General features: G+C 40.3%; 16 protein-coding genes. 7 read left to right on the forward strand and 9 right to left on the reverse strand.

From position 1 onward, the window contains the following. Positions 1 to 78: 78 nt before the first annotated feature. Entirely contained in the window at positions 79 to 351 is a 273-nt protein-coding gene (locus H5163_RS10190; protein ID WP_145238407.1) for a ubiquinone biosynthesis accessory factor UbiK, read from the reverse strand. Positions 352 to 464: 113 nt separating this feature from the next. Between H5163_RS10190 and rep the strand changes: the two genes are divergently transcribed. Next, positions 465 to 2,483, forward strand: coding sequence for a DNA helicase Rep (gene rep, locus H5163_RS10195; protein ID WP_145238754.1), 2,019 nt, complete (start codon positions 465 to 467; stop codon positions 2,481 to 2,483). Positions 2,484 to 2,530: 47 nt separating this feature from the next. Here rep and H5163_RS10200 read toward each other — a convergent pair whose 3' ends face one another. The 3 genes from H5163_RS10200 to elbB form a co-directional block, all read right to left on the reverse strand. Next, positions 2,531 to 5,104: a diguanylate cyclase domain-containing protein gene (locus tag H5163_RS10200; RefSeq protein WP_404936310.1), complete on the reverse strand. Its 2,574-nt coding sequence runs from the start codon at positions 5,102 to 5,104 to the stop codon at positions 2,531 to 2,533. A 193-nt stretch (positions 5,105 to 5,297) separates the two neighbouring features. Next, positions 5,298 to 5,690 (reverse strand): cytochrome c5 family protein, encoded by a 393-nt coding sequence (locus H5163_RS10205; RefSeq protein WP_145238413.1) that lies wholly within the window; start codon positions 5,688 to 5,690, stop codon positions 5,298 to 5,300. Positions 5,691 to 5,881: 191 nt separating this feature from the next. Next, positions 5,882 to 6,532, reverse strand: a complete 651-nt coding sequence (gene elbB, locus H5163_RS10210) for an isoprenoid biosynthesis glyoxalase ElbB (RefSeq protein WP_182735055.1) — start codon at positions 6,530 to 6,532, stop codon at positions 5,882 to 5,884. A 567-nt stretch (positions 6,533 to 7,099) separates the two neighbouring features. On the opposite strand from elbB, the gene polA reads away from it, so the two are divergent. Then, a complete protein-coding gene (polA, locus tag H5163_RS10215; RefSeq protein ID WP_182735056.1) occupies positions 7,100 to 9,835 on the forward strand; it encodes a DNA polymerase I in 2,736 nt (911 codons plus the stop codon). Positions 9,836 to 9,971: 136 nt separating this feature from the next. Here the strand turns inward: polA and H5163_RS10220 are convergent, their stop codons facing one another. Both H5163_RS10220 and H5163_RS10225 read right to left on the reverse strand, forming a co-directional pair. Further along, positions 9,972 to 10,781 carry a lipase secretion chaperone gene (locus tag H5163_RS10220; RefSeq protein WP_182735057.1) on the reverse strand — a complete coding sequence of 270 codons (810 nt, stop codon included), beginning with the start codon at positions 10,779 to 10,781 and terminating at the stop codon, positions 9,972 to 9,974. Positions 10,782 to 10,784: 3 nt separating this feature from the next. Further along, positions 10,785 to 11,705, reverse strand: a complete 921-nt coding sequence (locus H5163_RS10225; protein WP_182735058.1) for a triacylglycerol lipase — start codon at positions 11,703 to 11,705, stop codon at positions 10,785 to 10,787. 437 nt (positions 11,706 to 12,142) lie between these two features. Between H5163_RS10225 and H5163_RS10230 the strand changes: the two genes are divergently transcribed. Further along, positions 12,143 to 12,730, forward strand: a complete 588-nt coding sequence (locus tag H5163_RS10230) for a YceI family protein (protein ID WP_182735059.1) — start codon at positions 12,143 to 12,145, stop codon at positions 12,728 to 12,730. Next, positions 12,730 to 13,251: a DUF1285 domain-containing protein gene (locus H5163_RS10235; protein WP_145238431.1), complete on the forward strand. Its 522-nt coding sequence runs from the start codon at positions 12,730 to 12,732 to the stop codon at positions 13,249 to 13,251. The genes H5163_RS10230 and H5163_RS10235 overlap by 1 nt, the downstream gene beginning before the upstream one ends. On the opposite strand, the gene yihA is transcribed toward H5163_RS10235, so the two are convergent. Continuing rightward, positions 13,252 to 13,914: a ribosome biogenesis GTP-binding protein YihA/YsxC gene (yihA, locus tag H5163_RS10240; protein ID WP_145238434.1), complete on the reverse strand. Its 663-nt coding sequence runs from the start codon at positions 13,912 to 13,914 to the stop codon at positions 13,252 to 13,254. It abuts the gene before it with no gap. 295 nt (positions 13,915 to 14,209) lie between these two features. On the opposite strand from yihA, the gene H5163_RS10245 reads away from it, so the two are divergent. The 3 genes from H5163_RS10245 to H5163_RS10255 all read left to right on the forward strand — a co-directional run bounded on the left by H5163_RS10245 (position 14,210) and on the right by H5163_RS10255 (position 16,695). Further along, a complete protein-coding gene (locus H5163_RS10245; RefSeq protein WP_182735060.1) occupies positions 14,210 to 14,842 on the forward strand; it encodes a cytochrome c in 633 nt (210 codons plus the stop codon). A gap of 756 nt (positions 14,843 to 15,598) precedes the next feature. Continuing rightward, entirely contained in the window at positions 15,599 to 16,183 is a 585-nt protein-coding gene (yihI, locus tag H5163_RS10250) for a Der GTPase-activating protein YihI (RefSeq protein WP_145238440.1), read from the forward strand. Further along, positions 16,183 to 16,695 carry a DUF2489 domain-containing protein gene (locus H5163_RS10255; protein WP_220494571.1) on the forward strand — a complete coding sequence of 171 codons (513 nt, stop codon included), beginning with the start codon at positions 16,183 to 16,185 and terminating at the stop codon, positions 16,693 to 16,695. The genes yihI and H5163_RS10255 overlap by 1 nt, the downstream gene beginning before the upstream one ends. Before the next feature lie 61 nt (positions 16,696 to 16,756). Here H5163_RS10255 and hemN read toward each other — a convergent pair whose 3' ends face one another. Further along, a complete protein-coding gene (hemN, locus tag H5163_RS10260) occupies positions 16,757 to 18,130 on the reverse strand; it encodes an oxygen-independent coproporphyrinogen III oxidase (protein WP_145238446.1) in 1,374 nt (457 codons plus the stop codon). 110 nt (positions 18,131 to 18,240) lie between these two features. Further along, positions 18,241 to 20,271 (reverse strand): methyl-accepting chemotaxis protein, encoded by a 2,031-nt coding sequence (locus H5163_RS10265; RefSeq protein WP_145238449.1) that lies wholly within the window; start codon positions 20,269 to 20,271, stop codon positions 18,241 to 18,243. Positions 20,272 to 20,343: the final 72 nt, after the last annotated feature.

Consider the following 20,343-nt stretch of genomic DNA (forward strand, 5'->3'; position numbering starts at 1 on the left):
ATATAGGTGTTCGCGTGTATGCAAGGCGTAAAACAAATCAGGCAGCCGAAGCTGCCTGAAGTAATAAATAAAACGGTATTATTCGGGTTGCTCGCTTTGCTTATTACTACTGAGTTGTTGCTCAAGTAGTGCAACTTTCGCTTCTAATGCAACGAGCTTCTCGCGGGTGCGAATTAGTACTTGGCTTTGTACATCAAATTCTTCACGGCTGACAAAGTCCATCTCAGCAAGCTTATTTTGAATAGCTTGTTTGGTTTTCGCTTCAAACGTATCGGCAAGGTTTTTAACGCCTTGCGGCATGTTACTGGAAATCTGTTTGGCAATTTCTTCAAGTTTTGCTGGGTTGATCATGTCTGTCCCTTACTGTCGCGTAAATGATAATGGCTAATGTTACCTTATTGGCTAGGCGTATTGTAGTGATTACGTTAAAATTGCCCGTCTTTAATGCAATCTCTTTGGTCGATATGAAACTCAATCCTAAACAAGATGAAGCGGTAAAATATATTAGTGGTCCATGCCTAGTGCTGGCGGGGGCGGGATCAGGAAAAACTCGTGTAATTACTAATAAAATCGCTTACTTAGTACAAAAATGTGAGTATCAAGCACGTAATATTGCCGCGGTGACCTTTACTAATAAAGCGGCGAAAGAGATGCGCGAGCGAGTTTTTCAAACGTTAGGTAAAAAAGAGTCAAAAGGCTTGTGGGTATCTACCTTTCATACCTTAGGCCTTGAAATCATTAAAAAAGAACTAACAACGCTGGGTTTTAAACCTGGCTTTTCATTATTTGATGATCAAGATACTGGGCAATTAATTGCTGACTTAACTGAAGAAGAGCTAAAAAAAGACAAAGATTTACTCAATCTATTAAAAATGCAAATAGGCAGCTGGAAGAACGAGCTTATTTTACCAGAGCAAGCGATTCGCGAAGCGCGAGAGCCACAAAAAGCGCTATTTGCGCAATTGTATGCGCGTTATCAAACCCAGTTACGCGCCTATAATGCTTTGGATTTTGATGACTTGATCATGATCCCCACCTTATTACTGATCAATAATGCAACCTCGCGTGAGCGTTGGCAACAACGTTTCCGTTACCTGCTGGTGGATGAATATCAAGATACCAATACCAGTCAATATCAATTAGTTAAGTTGCTTGTGGGTGAGCGTGCGCGTTTTACCGTGGTAGGTGATGACGACCAATCAATCTATTCATGGCGCGGTGCTCGACCACAAAACTTAGTGTTATTAAGCAAAGACTTTCCAGGTTTACGGCTCATTAAGCTTGAGCAAAACTATCGCAGTGTGAAGCGTATTTTAAAAGCTGCTAATATCTTGATTGCCAATAACCCTCATGAATTTGATAAAAAACTGTTTAGTGAGTTAGAAAATGGCGAGCCGATCAAAGTGATTGGCTGTCGTGATGAAGAGCATGAATCAGAGCGGGTCGTCGCTGAGATCATCTCGCATAAATTTATGAAACGCACCAGTTATAAAGATTATGCTATTTTATACCGTGGTAATCACCAAGCGCGTGGCTTTGAAAAGTCGTTAATGAGTAACCGAATACCTTACAAGATCAGTGGCGGAATGTCGTTTTTTTCACGCTCTGAGATCAAAGATATAATGGCGTACTTGCGCTTATTGGTGAATCAAGATGACGACAATGCGTTTCTACGTATTGTGAATACTCCGCGCCGTGAAATAGGCACAGTTACGCTGGAAAAGTTGGGTACCCTAGCCAATGAAAAACATGCCAGTTTATTTGCCACCTGTTTTGATAATGACTTAGGTTATCGCTTAAAAGGTCGCGGTTTAAACTCGTTAGCGGGATTTGCACGTTGGGTGGTTGAGCTGTCAGATAATGCGGTACGTGGTGATACCCTTGAAGCGGTAAAAGATTTAGTCAGACAAATAAATTACGAAGCTTATTTATACGAGTCATCACCGAGTGCGAAAGCTGCAGAAATGCGCATGAAGAATGTTTCTGAGTTGTACCGTTGGATCACCGATATGCTCACAGGTGATGCGGATAATCCGCCGTTGACGCTTGCTGAAGTGGTGAGTAAGTTAACGTTGCGTGACATGTTAGAACGTAACGAAGAAGAAGATGAAGCCGATGCAGTGCAATTACTAACGCTGCATGCCTCTAAGGGCTTAGAGTATCCTTACGTATTTATGGTAGGCATGGAAGAGGGGTTATTACCGCATCAAGTAAGTATTGATGAAGAAAACGTTGATGAGGAACGTCGCTTAGCTTATGTGGGGATCACTCGTGCTCAGCAAGAGCTGACCATGACCTATGCGAAAATTCGTCGTCAATTTGGCGAAACATCACAAACAGAGTTGAGCCGCTTTATACAAGAGCTACCGCAAGATGATTTAGCATTTGAAAATAAAAAAGCGCCAAATACGCAAGCCGAACGAATGGAAAAGGGCCAAGCCAGAGTTGCTAATTTACGTGCTATGCTGAAAAAGCCTGAGTAGTTCATCTGAGCTGCGGATAATAAACTGGTTATCCGCGACGCATATCGTTAATTTAAAATTTGCTCGTTCGAAGAGTTAGCTGGGAGTGTTGCTGTAGAACTAATTGCATGCTGCCTACCAATAAATAGTGATAAACCATGGGTGTCTAGTAAGGCTCTATAATTTAATATTGAAGGGCCTTTCGCGATTACCTTTATTTGTTTTATCTTAGTTATTGCTAGTACACCTTGTAGTTGTAAATCAAAGCTTTGTTGTTGTAACACTCGTTTACTAAAGGTAGAGCTAAGTAATAAATAATCGAAATTAATATCGCATAGTAAATTAAGTTCGCAGCGATCTTTAGCAAAATCATTTAAGCCAATCGAATAGCCTTGTTTACTCAATACTTTTAAATTACTAATTTGTACCGCTGAGGCGTAACGGATCTCTTGTTCATTAAACAATAAACAAATTTGTTTCGTTATGTTGTGGTTTTGCATTGTTTGGCATAACGCCTGGAATTCAATTTTTTCCAGTAATAAGCCCGAGCAAGGGAATAACACCATCTGCAGTTGTGCCGTTTGGATTTGTTGACACGCTTTAGTTAATAACTGTAATTCCACTTCCAGCTGTTGTGCTTTATCAGCGGCAAACTTCTTTAATATTTCAAAACTAGTGCTACCAAGTACTGGGTGTTCACCAAATGCTTCAAGTAGCGACTCTGACTGATGCTGTTCATCAAGTGTAATAATTTCAGAGCAGCGAAAATGCATTGGTAAAGAGTCTAAGTGATGACTGGTTTCTAACTCATACGGGCTGGTGCCGGCACTAAGCAGTGGATGGTAAAACTCGAACCGGCTGCGACCGGCATTTTTTGCATAATACATGGCAGCATCAGCATCACGAATAATTTCATCCGTATGCTTGTAGTTTGTTTTCGAATAGGTAATACCGACACTGGCACCACTTTGTACACATATACCTTTCATGCAAAATGGTTTTTTCATTAGTTCAATTAATCGCTTAGCAACATCTTCGGCTTGTTGACGATCAGTTAAATGAGTTAATAAAATAACAAACTCATCGCCGCCTAAACGCGCAAGTAAATCGTGCTCCCTAATACATTGTGAGAAAGACTCACTGACGCTAATTAAAAACTGATCACCAGCTTGGTGACCAAGTTGATCGTTAATATCCTTAAACTTGTCTAAATCAATAAACAGCACAGCAAACTGTTGTTCAGGGTAACGTTGATAATGCTGTAGAGTTTTTTCTAATTGGGTTAAAAATAAACTGCGATTAGGCAAGCCAGTAAGTGGATCGTGGTGGGCATCATGATACAGCTGTTGCTCTATTTTTTTACGCTCTTCAATTTGCATTTGTAAATGCATATTGGTTTGGCGGATCTCTTTGGTTTTTTCAGCAACCCGAAACTCTAATTGTTGATGACTTTGTTTTAAGGCTTGAGCAGCCAAATGTGCTTGTAATACAGTCGCTATCTGATGTGATACAAAGGTAATTAATTCAAAGTCGTCTTGATTGAAAATATGCTTATGGTTGTAGGCTTGGCAAGTTATTAAGCCAATTACACCTTGCGCAGTTTTTAATGGTGCACCTAACCAGCTGGTTGCTGAGTTTGAGTCAGAGACTTGTCCAAGTCGCTCGACTTCGCCTGACTTGAGTAGTTTTTGTGCTCTAGTACAATCAATAAGCTGAGTTTGTTCGGTACGTAATACTAATTCGCTATAACCTTTGGCGAAAGGACGCGGTTGGGTGTTATCTCTATATTCATCCACACAGTACGGAAAGTTTAACCAACCTGTTTCGCGATCATATAATGCAATGTATAAGTTTTCAGCGTAAGTTATTGATTTTATTATTTCATGTACTTGTTGATATACTTCATTGATATGCTTTGTTTGCGTCGCTAACTCTGAAATTTTAAACAAAATATGCTGGCGTTCGAGGGTTTTTTTATGTTGTTCTACTTCGAGGTTAAGCGCTTCATTGCTCTGTGTTAATGCACGAGTTCTTATTTTTACTTCAGACTCTAATAGTTCGCGTTTTTTTACTCGTTCGATAGCTGTTGATAAATAGAGCGACATTACTTCTAATAGCTCGATTTGTTGTTCAGAGTAGCTTTGTTGTTTATCGTAACTTTGTGCGACTAGCACTCCAATAATACTTTGCTCTCGGTATACCGGGACGCCTACCCAATGTTCTGCTGGTGTGCCAAGTAACTTAAATAACCCCTTGTTGGCAGCAGCCTGCATTTCATCACCTTGGAAGTAGGTGGTTTTACCTTGCTTAAACACATACCCAGTGACACCTTGGATAAAATTATTATCTTGATTAAGTGGCACAGATATACCATCTTTTTCATCAGCAAAGTAAGATAGTTCAAGGGTGTTACTAAATTGATTTAACAGCACCACGTAAAAACTTTTACTTGGCATATAATCTTGCAAAATATCATGAATCGCAGGGTAAAGTAGCGTTAATTCGGCAACAGAACTAGCTTGCTCTGATAATTGGATCAGGGCATTTTGTAAGTGGTGGGATTGCTTATACTTTTGGACTAGAGCTTTTAAACGATTATTTTTATGCTCCAGCTTATGTAGTAAAGCTGTTATATCTTCCAGTGACATTAAACCGATTTTTATTATTGTATATTTATTGGTCTTATATTTTCACTTTTTTGCTGAATCGTCAAGCGGACAATAGTATTAGAAAATGATAATAATAAATAGTGATAAAGGTAGGTTAATATTTATTTGTATAATAAAAAAGGCTGAAAAAATCAGCCCTTTATAAAAAAAAGTACAGAATTAAGTATTATTTTTTGCTCATGAAATCAATAGCTGCGCTTATTTCATCATCTGAGCAGTCCATGCATGTACCGCGTGGTGGCATTGCGTTAAAGCCATTAATTGCATGGTTTAATAGAGTGTCTGCGCCTTTAGCTAAGCGTGGAGCCCAGTCATCTGCTGATTTTGGTGCACCAAGTGCGCCAGTACCATGACATGCAAAGCACGCCGCTTGGTAAACTTGTTCACCGGTACGAGGACCTGTTGGCACTTCAGCAACTGCTGCTTTATCGCCTTCAAAGTAAACGGCACCTATAGGCGCGATACGTTTTTTGATCGCATCTTCAGTCATAGAGTTATCATATGGCTGTGCGTATGCGGTGGTTGCTAGCAATAATAATGCTGCTGATAGTTTTTTCATTTTGCCTTGCTCACTTCGATTTGAACGTGATCAATCACGATAGATGACGGAATTTAGAACGATTATAACGCTAAGCCGCAATTTATAAAACGCTACGATGTATTTTTCTTATGAAAAAACACTATTTTTTGCGTCAGCGCAACAAAACACCTACTTTAGAATAACTGATTTGCGGTTTTTGTAGCACCTAATTAGCTCATTTTCAAAAGCGCAGCGACTAGTTTTTCAATACCTGCATCAGCATCTAAAATTGACTGCGCTAACATATAAGCTGGAGTGCTTACGAGTTTATGTTGCTCATCAATTACGATATCATCTACGGCACAATCAATGTGTTGAGCGCCTAAACTTTGTAGTGCGTTAGCAGTATCAACATCATTACCAATAGTGGTTTTTACGCCAGCACTGTAGATCAATGGGATCATTGCTGGAGCAATGCACATATAGCCTGCTGGTTTTTTGGCATTCGCAAATGCTTTAGCAGCACGGAGCATTTCAGGGTTTAATTGTGCTTGCGCACCATTGATCGCAAAATCACACAGGTTTTTAGCTGCGCCAAATCCACCAGGCACAATCAAAGCATCAAAGTCATTAGCATCTAACAGTGTTAACGCTTTGATATCGCCACGGGCAATGCGTGCCGCTTCGACTAATACGTTCCGGTTAGGGGTCATTTGTTCCCCATTCAGGTGATTGATCGTGTGCAATTGCTCAATATCAGGGGCAAAACACTGGTAGCTTGCTCCGGCTTTGGCAATATGTAATAACGTTAATACGGCTTCGTTGATTTCTGCACCGTCATAAACTCCACAACCTGCTAAAATTACAGCTATTTTTTTCATATACTATGCCCTTATTTATTATTCATAAAGTCAGTTTAGCATGACTTTTGCTGACTGTTATGGCCTTATTAAGATCATTTTGTGATCATCAATAATGATGAGTTAAAGATTATTTTTATTCGATCAATCCACTCGAGGCAGAGCAAAAACGCGCTATATGCTTTTTTTAAAGTTGGCTAATAGGAAAAAATTATAAAGGATCGCTATGATCTTTGATCCATTGTGGTAGAATGCTCGTCCGGTTATTTATAAGGAATGAATTAACCGTTTTTTAGTTGTAAAAAGCCACAATCAAGCAAAGCAATAAAATGTTTTTCCACATTGTGATAAAAATAATAAAAAAAGAACCTCGTATTATCTTTTTAAAACAAAACATACACTTAACTTGTTTCTAAGTAGTTTTAAATTACTTTGGAGGTATAGCTTGTGGGTGTTATCTACATAGTTATCCACAACTTACTCTTATTTAACGGTTTAAACAAAGCTTAATTCACAGTCGTTTTATGCGTGCCCTTATGGCATGCTTACAGATATTTCGTTTTCTCTCATTTAGGATCCAATTACATCATGGCTCAGATCCCTGAAAATCCACTTATTTTAGTCGATGGCTCTTCCTACTTATTCCGTGCATATCATTCACCACCGCATTTAACTAACTCAAAAGGTGAAGCAACAGGCGCTATTTACGGCGTTGTTAACATGATGAAAAGCCTGATCAAACAGTATGATCCAAGCCATATGGTGGTGGTTTTTGATGCTAAAGGTAAAACTTTCCGTAATGATATGTACAGTGAGTACAAAGCCAACCGCCCGCCAATGCCCGATGATTTGCGCACGCAAATAGCGCCACTGCACGATATTATTAGGGCGATGGGTTTTCCGCTTATTAGTATTGAGGGTGTTGAAGCTGATGACGTAATTGGTACATTCGCCCGTATTGCTTCAGAGCAGCAGCGCCATGTATTGATCTCAACCGGTGATAAAGACATGGCTCAGTTAGTGAATGAGCATGTCACTTTGATCAATACCATGACCGACAGTATTTCTGATCCAGACACTGTGGTTGAAAAATTTGGCGTTGGTCCTGAACTGATCATCGATTACTTAGCTTTGATGGGCGATAAAGTAGATAATATCCCAGGTGTCGATGGATGCGGCCCTAAAACGGCGGTTAAGTGGTTACAAAAATACGGATCATTACAAGGTGTGCTTGATCATGCCGGTGAGATCAAAGGTAAGATCGGCGAAAAGCTTGCCGCCGCAGTCGATCATTTACCGCTAAGTTATGAACTGGCTACCATTAAATGCGATGTTGAAGTTGAATCAGACTTAGATACCTTTAAATTGCAAGAGCCAAATCGCGATGAACTGATTGCCTTGTATGGCGAGTGTGAGTTCCGTCGCTGGTTAGCTGAGTTATTAGATAATCCAAAAGATGCAGACACTCACTTGGCTGTCCCTAGTGAAGCGAATGAATTACCGCAAGTGGCTGATGCTCATTATGAAACAATCCTGACAACAGAGCAATTAGATACTTTAGTCGAGCAATTAAATGCCGCTGAACTATTTGCCTTTGATACTGAAACAACCAGCCTTGATTACATGCAAGCTAAACTTGTCGGGATGAGCTTTGCTGTTAAAGCTGGCGAAGCCGTGTATTTACCGGTTGCCCATGATTATCCTGGCGCGCCTGAACAGTTAAGCTTAGAGACGGTGATGGCGAAGATCGGGCCAATTTTAGCTGATGAAAACAAAGCTAAAGTTGGTCAAAATTTAAAATATGATAAGAGTGTATTGGCTAATGCCGGTTTTGAGCTAAAGGGTATTAAATTCGATACTATGCTTGAATCTTACGTATTTAATAGTGTTGGTACTCGCCATGATATGGACTCGTTGGCGCTAAAATATTTAGGCCATAAAAATATCAGTTTTGAAGACATTGCTGGTAAAGGTAAAAAGCAGCTGACATTTAATCAAATCGAACTTGATAAAGCGGCACCTTATGCCGCAGAAGATGCGGATATTACGCTTCGTTTACACCAAGTATTATGGCCGAAACTTGCAGCCGATGAAAAGCTTAAATCGGTATTTGAAGATATAGAGATGCCGCTTGTCAGCGTTATTTCAGATATTGAGCGTACCGGTGTTGCGATTGATAGCAAAATGCTTGCCGCGCACAGCCAGCGTTTGGGTGAGCGTTTAATTGAGCTGGAAAAAGAAGCGCATGAGATTGCTGGTGAACCATTTAACTTAAGCTCACCAAAGCAATTGCAAGTATTGTTGTTTGAAAAGCTTGAACTGCCAGTTATTAAAAAAACGCCAAAAGGCGCACCTTCTACAGCTGAAGAAGTACTACAAGAGTTGGCTCACGATTACCCGCTGCCTAAAGTTATTATTGAGCACCGGGGTTTATCTAAGCTTAAATCAACCTACACTGATAAATTACCACTGATAGTTAATGAGCAAACGAAGCGTGTGCATACTTCTTATCATCAAGCGGTAACGGCAACTGGCCGATTAAGTTCAAGCGATCCTAATCTGCAAAATATTCCTATTCGTTCAGAAGAAGGACGCCGTATTCGTGAGGCTTTTATTGCTGCAGATGGCTATAAAATAGTTGCTGCCGATTACAGCCAAATCGAACTACGTATCATGGCGCACTTATCGCAAGATAAAGGCTTGTTAAATGCGTTTGCCAATGGTCTTGATGTACACAGTGCAACTGCTGCGGAAGTGTTTGGTGTTGAGTTAGAAGATGTAACCACGGATATGCGCCGTAAAGCTAAAGCGGTTAACTTTGGTTTAATTTATGGGATGTCAGCATTTGGTTTAGCACGTCAACTTGATGTACCGCGCCATGAAGCGCAACATTACATTGATAAGTATTTTGAACGTTTCCCTGGTGTGCTTGAGTACATGGAATCAACCCGTGAGAAAGCTGCCGAAAATGGCTATGTTGAAACTATTTTTGGTCGTCGCTTACATTTACCAGAGATCAACGCCCGTAATGGCGCGCGCCGTAAAGGAGCCGAACGTGCTGCGATTAATGCACCAATGCAAGGCACCGCTGCTGATATCATCAAAAAAGCCATGCTAACAGTCAACAAATGGGTGTATGAACAAGCACCGAATACGGTTAAATTACTGATGCAAGTACACGATGAATTGGTATTTGAAATCAAAACTGAGTGTGTTGAGCAATACACCGCAGAAATTTGCCAGTTAATGTCTGATGCTGCGAAATTAGATGTGCCATTAGTGGTTGAAGCTGATAGCGGAGATAATTGGCAACAAGCCCATTAATCACTGAGCTTTTTAAATCATATAAGCGCGGCTGCATTGAGTGAAGCCGCGCTTTTTTATGTCTGTGAATAGGGTAGTCAGTTTTTTAAAAGGTGGCCATTCGGCTACTTTCTTAACGCTATAGTAGGTCACTCATTTAATGCAATGGATATAACACTAAAAACCGTCGCTTTTGATTTGTGGTTAAATGCTCATCAAGTAGCTGGGTAATTTTTTGCTCTGCTTGTTGTGGCTCATAGTGTTGTTTTAACTGTTTAATTTGTTGTTTGAGTTGCTCACTCAATGTTTGCCATTGCTGGCGCTGCTGCTCTAGAGCGATTAACCTTGTTGCCGCAGCATCGCCAAATTCCGCTGCCAGTTGATTGTAGTCTTGTTGTTGCAGGGCATCTTTTAGCTCAGTGTTTAAAGCTTTTAGATCGTTACTAGGTTTAAGTGCCTGGGTAATACGCTCAGGTTGTTCGCCCTCTAAATTAGATAACAATTGTTGCTTTAATTCATCACTAATATGGTTGTTCTGATTAATTTCAAGCTTGGCAATTGTATAGTGCTGCCACTCATTATCATCGTTAAATAAAAGAGTGATTTCAGCTGCATTGAAGTAGCGTTGTTGAAAAGCGATCATTGCAATTAATTGTTCGCTTAGCGGCAAATGAGCGAGTTGTTGCTGCAGCTCTGCCAGCGCTATTTTAAAGCTGAGGTAGCGATTAAATAGCTCACTATTGATTTCGCATGCAGCTAACTTTTCGCACTGTTCTAGAGCCTGCGAAGCACTAAACTCACCGGACTCTTGGCTAGCTAAAATAACGTGTTCAAAAATGCTATCGATTGCCATCGGTTGATCGACATGTGGTGGCGTTGCACTTGTAAGCTTATCGTCGCTGAGTAAAAAAATCATAGCGGTGCTAGTGATAGATATCACTAACACTAAAATGAGCAACTGCTTCATTGTTTATAAGCCTAATTTTTTCAAGCGATTAGCATGTTGACGGTAGACTGTCAGTGGATCGGTTGTAAATAAATGATGAAAGCCAATCAGTTGATTCACTTCATCAAGGTGATTCATGCGGTAATTATCTTTTAATACATAACCTAAATGGCTACTACAACGAGAGACTAAGCCATCGTCATCGCCTGGGATCAGTATTGCAGTGATCGCCAGTGCTGCATCTGATGGGTCAAATATATTTGTTAAAGTTCGAGTACCACTCCAAGAAAAGTAATATACGCCATTACTGGCATACATAGGTCCTTGCTGGCATTGCTCAGCAGGTAGGCCTTCTGGATATTTTTGATTAAAGGCCAGGGCACCCTCAGTGGTTAAGCTCTCCAGTGCACCAAGCGCATCTTGTGGTAACTGACTATTGCCAGAGAGTAATGCGATTAACCCGCCAAATGCATCAAAGGCTGTTTTAGCTATACCTTCTAGCTTAGATCCAGGAGTCAGTCCTTGGCGCACCACATCAGCAACAGGGCTACCAAAATTAACACCGCCAACACTGGTCGCTGAGGCAACTAAGTCGGGGCGTAGTGAGGCAACATAGCGAATACTTTGCGCACCTTGACTATGACCAATGAGATTTACTTTTGTTGTACCAGTTAGTGCAATAATCTGTTCAACTTGCTGTAGTAACTGCTCGCCTCGTTGTTCAGAATTATTCAGCGAGGATACGGCCGTGACGAAAACCTGTGCGCCATCACGACTGAGGCTTGCTGGTACCCGATAAAAATAATCGACACCTAATACATCGTCAAAACCCATCAAGCCATGTGCTAATACAATTGGGTATTTGGTTTGGGTATAGCCTGCATTAGCGCTATTACTGAAGATAAATAGCAGGCAGCATAAGTATAGAGTGGTTATTTTTTTCATGATCAGTGCTCTTTTATTGTGTGTGTTTGATCACGCTTTGAACTGCTGTTTACAGACAAAGTGTGTGGAGTTTTTATTCTAATTAGTTAATAGAGCAAATTTTGAGCTGAAATTCAATGTTAATATTAAGTTAAATTAACATGCAATTTGTAGTATTAGTTATATGTTTATCAATTCGACTAGTTAGTACCTGTATTTAGTTTATTTATCATGGTTAGTTTGGTAAAGTCCGCGTCGTCCTCATCCTGTAGGACATCCTGTTGATGATGCACTCGAAAGAGTGCTCGTATTGATAGCTTCTCCCCAGTTTGCTATACCGACCCAGCATTAATTTGTTGGGTCGTTTTTTTGTCTCTGTTATTTATTATGCTATTGATTGCACTTCATAGAACAAGTGATACCATTGAATCTCATTTTCATTTTGAAAGGAATGCGTGATGGTTAAATCAATTGCGATATTAGGTCTTTCGTTATCAAGCCTATTAGTCTCTGGTGTTGCCTGTGCTGATTGGCAGGTTAACAATGATCAAAGCAAAGTAAGTTTTGTGTCTATTAAGTCAAATAGTATTGCTGAAGTGCATCACTTCAAAAATGTGTCAGGTAGTTTAGCTGAAGATGGCTCTTTCTCAGTTGATATTGATCTGAGCTCAGTTGAAACGATGATCCCTATCCGTAATGAACGCATGACCAAGTTGTTATTTGAAACAGCGAAGTTTCCAACCGCAACCATAACAGCTAATTTAAGCACGCAATTAAAAGCGCTTAAGCCTGGCCAACATGTATTTAAAGGTATTAGTGCTGAACTTGATTTTCATGGTGCTAAGAAAGAGATTACACTGGATGTTATAGCCAACTTGTCATCGCAAGGGGATATCAGCGTTTCATCAATGAGCCCAATTATCATAAATGGCGCAGACTTTGCTGTCATTGATGGCATTATGCAATTGCAAAAGTTAGCAGGTTTACCATCGATAGCAACGGCAATACCTGTTAGTTTTTCATTAACGATGAACAAGCTTAAATAATGCACTCTTTGAATGAGCTTGCCACTGCACTTGAGCAGCCAAGCAAGCCATTTTCTCAATGGCAGCCGCAGCATTGTGGCGAGCTGCCAATTATCATCAATCAGCAAGGTGAGTGGTTATACGGTGGCAGTAAAATTACTCGTATCGCTATGGTTAAGCTGTTTGCCTCAGTTCTTTGCAAAGAGCAGGATACTTTTTACTTAAAAACACCAATCGAAAAAATAGCTATTACTGTCCATGATGCTCCCTTTATAATCGTAAATTGGCGCTTTGAAATGACAGAGCAAGGGCAAGTGTTATGTTGTGTGGATAATTTACAGCGAACTTGGCTAGTAACCTGCGAACAACCTTTAGTAGTACAAGATTATCAGGGCAATGATGTGCCGTATTTACAGTTACCGTATGGCTGTAGTGCTCGGGTATCAAGAAGTGTGTTTTATCAGTGGGCAGAAATAGCACAAGCTGATAAGCAAGGCTATTTCATTCAATCTGCGGGTCAGCGTTTTTACTTAAACGTGTGATTAAGCATCTGATTCAGGCGTTTGTTCAACATCAGTAGGTGGTATTGCAACAATTGGCCCTAGGAACCATTCATCTAATTTCTTAGCAACTTCAGGTAATCCTGTGCCTTTTAAAGATGAAAACGCGTGAACGGTAATATCACCCTCTAAGCTGCTTAACTCGCGACGAACTTGCAGCACCTGTGCTTTACGTGCACCTTGCTTTAGTTTGTCGGCTTTAGTTAATAGTGCCAATACTGGAATTTCACTACCAATTGCCCAATTAATTAAATCGCGGTCTAAATCTTTAAGAGGATGACGAATATCCATTAAGATCACGATACCTTTTAAACTTTGACGTTTTTGCAGGTATTCACCTAATGACTTTTGCCATTTCTTTTTCATTTCGATCGGTACCTTAGCAAAACCATAGCCAGGTAAATCGATTAGACGCATATCATCAACATCGGCTAATTCAAATGTGTTGATCAGTTGCGTACGGCCAGGGGTTTTACTAGTACGTGCCAGCTTTTGGTCAGTTAATGCATTTAGGGCGCTAGACTTACCGGCGTTGGAGCGGCCAGCAAAGGCAACTTCAATTCCCGTATCAGCAGGCAATTTAGTGATATCTGGAGCGCTGGTAACGAACGATGCAGTGTTATATTTGATACGAGATTTGAGCACAGGCTCTCCTAGAAACTTAATTAAGTATTACAGCGAGTAAACTTTACTTAATTAAAGTTCACTTAAGGGGCGCATTTTATACTATTACTACACTATTAAAAAGCGCATTTGGACTAAGATAACAGCCTAAAATCAACTAAAATGATATGGTCAAAGCTTAATCTAGGTCAAAACCCTATAATTTATAAGTTTAATATGAGTAGAAAACGTGTCAGAGAATTTATTATCGTGTAGAATATATAAATCACAACATCCATATTGTAGATGATACAGGGTCGGAAACAGAGAATTCACCATGAAAAAAATAGCACTATCTTTAACTATATTGCTTGGTGCGTTGTCAGCAAGCAACGCAACAGCATTTGATGGCGATGTAAACGCAGGTAAAGAAAAATCAGCAACGTGTGCGGCTTGTCACGGCCCAGACGGTAATGCGCCGGTTAATATCTACCCAAAACTTGCAGGCCAACACGCGGATTATATTTATAAGCAACTTACTGAATTGAAGTTAGGTATGACTTCAGGTGGTAAAGAGGGTCGTATGGATCCAGTCATGAGCGCGATGGCAATGCCATTAAGCGATCAAGACATGAAAGATTTGGCTGCTTATTTTTCGTCACTTAACATGTCTGAAGGTGAGACACCTAAAGATATCGTTGACGTTGGCGCCATGCTTTATAAAGCAGGTGACGCAGAACGTGGTATTCCAGCATGCGCAGCATGTCATGGTCCACGTGGTAATGGCTCATCATTAGCTAAGTTTCCAAAAATTTCTTTTCAACATCCAGAATACATCAAGTCACAGCTTGAGAAATTCCGTGATGGTGTGCGTCATAATGATTTAAATGGCATGATGCAAGATATTGCCAAAAAGCTAACTGACAAAGATATCGAAGTGCTTTCTAAGTACTTAGGTGGACTACACTAAAGTAGTATAGATTAATTTTATTATTAATCCTAAAATCTATAGTGGTTACAAAAAGCAGCTCAGGCTGCTTTTTTTGTATTTTTTGTTTTGTCGATATTACCTCTTTCCTTGTAAGACATTGACCATATCCTGCTGTAAGCCAAATCCTATTTTTATTTTTGTTTTTATTATAACTCATTGTAATTTAATGTTTTGGTTATGTTGCAATTTGTATTGCGTAAGAAAAATTATATAAATTAGTTGTAACAAAATTATTAATGCGTAAATTAACCCCTGTCGCTGAAACAATAAGAACAAAATGGACTAAACTACACGGAAAGTAGTGTGACGTGATTGTCGGGGATAAGACATCGGTTGATGTCACCGAAGGAATATTAAAAAAGAGTCAATGAAGACCGAGAATAATAAAATCTCACGGAAGTTTAAAATAAAAACAAAATGGAATGTTACATGGAAGGTAAAAATAATAACAACATGGAACAACAAAAATAATAACAATAATAAAGACTAAAAAGTCGAAGGGAGAAGTGTCCAGTTAAATGGCGCTCAGATTAGCAGGCGGTAGAGATGTTTTCTCTACCGCCTTTTTATTTGTCCTGTTACAATAGCCATTGTTTATACTTAAATGTATAGAAAGTGCGCAAGTAGTCGAGTTACCCAACCTCAATCCGCACAAACCGAATTCTTCTGGCAAGGCCAGCATCGCAACGCTAAAATGCGCGTTGCTCAAAACCTCTTAAGTGAGATGATCAAGATATGAGTAGAACTAAAAAGTCACGTAAAATCCCGTCTAACGGTCCTGTTCGTTTAAGCAAAGATAAGCTTAAAGAAATGCGTGCATTGAAAGAACAACGCGTTAAAAAGACCAAAGGTGCAAAGCCAGGTTCACGTAATTCGATAGACGCTTTACAGCCTGAGAGTAATAGTAATCAGCAACATAAAGATAAACGTGTTGGTAGTAAAAAACCAATCCCTTTAATTGCCGTTGCAGCTGAACCAGTTATTGAGCTTAAACGTAACTTGAAGCCACAAGTTGAACTGAAAAAAGTAGTTCAGCCTGAACTTTCACCAGAGCAAGAATTAGAAGCGCTAGAAAATGATGAGCGCTTATTGAAGCTGGTTGAGTTACATGAAAGTGGCCAGTTATTAACAGGTAAAGATGCTAAATACTTCAACAGCCGTATTGCACGTCATCAAGTGTTATGTGAATTGCTTGGTATTGAAGACGAAGCTGACGATTTTGATGATGAAGAGTTTAGCGAAGAAGCTAATAGTGACTTTGATCATTACTTGTCGAATGATTTAGCCAATGAATGGTTAGATGACGAGGACGATAAATAATGAACATAATGATCTTGGCTCTGAGTGTTGGCGCTGTGATCATTGCGGGGCTGGCATTTTATGCTGGCCAATTACTGTATAAACTCAGTGCGCAAAAAAAACTGATCGCGAAAGAGCATGTAAAGCAGCAAGCTAAGTTAGCTAAGTCACGCTTAGAGCGAAATGCCAAGCTCGCAGACAGCATTCATTTAATCGCCCGTGCTATGCACCAAGAGCAATGTGAGTTCTCAGAAGGGAGTTTGCGTATTTGGGTGCTAATGTCGCAATACAGCTTTACGGATGACGAAGACCTTCCAGGGCGTTATCCAGGCATATTTGCGATGTATGAAGTGGTAAAAGAAATGCCAACTCATGACGCTCGTAAAAAATATTCGAAAAAAGAAATATTTAAACAAGACAGCGCTCGCTGGCGTGCTGAAGAAACTCATGCAGAGCAAATTAAAGCTGACTGTGAGAAAATCATTGAAGAGTTTAAAGCAGCCCCTGGTAGCGAAAACGTGGTGTTTAACTAATTTTATAGTATCAATAAAAAAGCAGACCTCGGTCTGCTTTTTTTATGCTTGTGCACTCAGATTAAATTACCCGAGAGAACCGAGTCGCGTTAATCTGTTTTTGTAAATGAGCATCAAAACACATACAAATGATACGAATAAACAAATTGCCGCGTGCTGTGACGGTTATTAAGTCTGCATTGATAGTTACCATGCCATCTGCTATTAGCGGCTCAAGAGCTTGCAGTGAGCTGGCAAAGTAATCTTTAAAGTCGAGTTGATAGCTATTAGCAATACTTTGCATATTCAGTTCAAAGTGGCAAATAAGCTGTTTTATCACATCAGCGCGAATAACGTCATCATTATCAAGTTTCATACCTTTGCTGATTGCACTGCCAAGCTGATTATCAATCGCGTGATAGTAATGCTTTAACTCTTTTTGATTTTGCAAAATAGCAGTGCCAATTTGTGAAATTGATGACACCCCTAAACCCAGTAAATCACAGTCACCATGAGTGGTGTAGCCTTGAAAATTACGATGTAATTGCTGACTATTTTGTGCAATAGCTAACTCATTACTGGTTTTTGCAAAGTGATCCATACCAATAAACTGATAACCTGCGTTACTCATTTGTTCTAAGGTATTCTTAAACATGGTGAGCTTATCGTGAGCGCTAGGTAAATCTGCATCCTTAATTTTTCGCTGAGCGGCAAAGCGATCCGGTAAGTGCGCGTAATTAAATACCGATACACGATCAGGACTAAGGGCAATTAATTGCTCAATAGTCTCTTTAAAGCTCTCAGGGGTTTGCAGTGGTAAGCCATAAATCATATCTGCATTGATTGATTTGAAGCCGAGTTCACGCGCTTCACCAATCAAACTTTTTACTGCATCAGCACTTTGTGGACGGTTAACGGCAAGCTGTACATCATCATTAAAGTCTTGAATGCCAAATGATACACGGTTAAAGCCAAGGCTACGCAAGTGGCTGAGCATGTCAGTTGCCAGTGAGCGAGGGTCTATTTCAATGCCACGCTCCGCATCGGGAGCAAACTTAAAGTGCAGCTCAAGTAGCGCGATTAAACGGCTCATTTGGCTGGTTGTTAAAAAAGTGGGCGTGCCACCGCCTAAATGCAGTTGCTGTACTTGATAGCTATCAAATAGCAGCGCTTGAGCGATGATTTCTTTTTCAAGATAATCTAGGTATAAGTCAGCTTTTGATTGATGGCGGGTTATTACTTTATTACAGCCACAGTAATAGCAAAGCTGACTGCAAAACGGAATGTGGATATATAAAGATAAGCTGCGACTGTTTGATGAGTTAATTGCACTGATCAAGTCTTGTTGTTGATAGCCATCATTAAACGACAATGCTGTGGGGTAGGAGGTGTATCTTGGTCCAGACACATTGTACTTATTTATTAAGCTTTGATCCCATTTGGGTAAATTAATCATCACGCGCACCTTTTATATCATTTTCGTTAGTATAAAAAGGATGCGTCGAGGGAATATTGATCTACAACAAAAAAGAGTGCCGGAGCACTCTTTTGCTTATCAATATTGGCTTACTTAAGCTTAAACTGATTAACGGTTTTATTTAGTAAGCTGGCAAGCTCGTTAAGGTCCCTGGCTTCATCAGCAAGCTCAAGGGCATGATCTGCAGTGCTGTTCACTAAGTGATTAATTGCCGCTAAACTATTATTTATATCTTCGGCAACCACCGTTTGTTGCTCGGTTGAGGTGGCAATGTGATGACTTTGATCTTGTACTTTAGTCACTGAGTCAGCAATGTTTTGCAATGCATCTAGTACTTCTTGAGTTTGCGTAACCGAGCTTTGCGCGCGCTCTTGTCCTTGTTGCATCATAGTTGAAGCTTGCTGTGCAATTTGCTGTAAGCGTGAGATCATGTTGCGAATATCATCAGTTGACTCTTGTGTGCGACTGGCCAACGAGCGAACTTCATCGGCTACGACCGCAAAGCCACGGCCTTGCTCACCAGCACGGGCGGCTTCAATTGCAGCGTTCAGCGCCAGCAAATTGGTTTGCTCTGCAATGGAATTGATCACATCAACTACGGCGCCGATGTTACCACTTTCTTGCTCTAGGCCTGCGACCACTTTAGCAGCTTCGCCAATATGGTCAGCTAAGGCGGTCATCACGCTTTGTGCATTTTGCGAGCGAGTGGCGCCATCTGCGGTGATCTGTTGGACTTCCTCAGCTGCATTGTTGGTGTGTTGTGCATTACGCGAGATCTCCATAACCGTGGTCGCCATTTCGGTTACTGCCGCGCTAACACTATCAACCTGCTGTTTTTCTTGTTGAATTTCGTCATTAGTTTGTTGCGAAACCGATTTTAATTGTGCCGCCGCATCGGTAAGTTGTTCAGCCTGTGCTGCGGTATTAAGCATCATAACGTGCAACTTATCAATAAAGGTATTCATATGATGAGCTAACTGGCCAACTTCATCTTTGCTATCAATAGTAATTTTTTGGGTTAAATCGCCATCCCCAGAAGCAATATCGCGCATGATATGGGTCAAGGTGATGATCGGCTGTGAGATCATTTTTGTAGCCCACAAAATCATTGCCATGATGATTAATAAAATAATAATGACCGAGCTGGTGGTGGTCATGACCGCGTCATTTACTGGCTCATCAATCATAGTGCGTGGCACTAAAATACCCACGTACCAGTTTAGATAAGGATGCTCTAATTGTAAGCGGTTATAAACCACAAAGTACTCTTGTCCTTGTAAGGTTACCTTGGCATCACCAGCGACGTTATTTTTCATTTGCTGGTTGAGCGAACTGAAGCCTTGCGTGTCGCTAAATTGTTTTTCAAGTACTTCTAACCCCTCTTTACCGTTAGGACCTTCATCGGTGATTGAAAGTTTATGGTTGGTACGTTTTGATAAATGCACCACTTTTTGGTCGCCATCGAGTAAAAAGCCAAAACCTTGACCGTTAAAACGAATATCTTCGACCATTTTATTGATTTTATTCAGTTGTAAATCGACGCCACCAAAACCAATTAGTTCGCGTTGCTTATTATAAACAGGCTGTTGCACAACCGCAGAGGCATTACCTGTGGTTAAATCAACTGAAATGGGCCCGACATATAAACGGTTAATTTTTAATGCATCTTGCCACCAACCACGTTTATAAGCGTAATACGGCTGGCCATTATAGTGGGTAGTACGTTCATGCTCTTTAAAATATTCACCGGTTTTGGCGGAGGCAAAAAATGCCGAGAGAATATTTTCATCATTGCCACTAATGCGTATAAAGTCTTGATTTACTTCTTCGTAGCCTGGCGCGCCTTGGAGTGTTTGGTCGCGTTTATCCCATGCGTCAAACCAGTTAACGAGATGAGGATTATTCACAAAAGTTTCTACAACTTTGCCATATTGAGCAAAATAGCTCTGCATTGACAGCTGTTCGCTTTGTAAGTAGCTGTATGCTTCACGTTCAATACTTTGACGAGACAAGGCGGCGATATGGTTCACAAAGTAAGCCGAGGCAATAAGTAACAGCACACTGATAGTGCCACCAATTAATAACAGGATTTTTTTTCGTAATGATAGATTTCGTAACATAAGTGCACACATTCTTATTATTTAGTAGAGTAAGCACTCTTATCTAATCATATCTTTATCTTAATCGCTATT

The sequence above is a fragment of the Pseudoalteromonas sp. SG44-8 genome (assembly GCF_014164125.1).
GTDB classification, from domain to species: Bacteria; Pseudomonadota; Gammaproteobacteria; order Enterobacterales; family Alteromonadaceae; genus Pseudoalteromonas; species Pseudoalteromonas rhizosphaerae.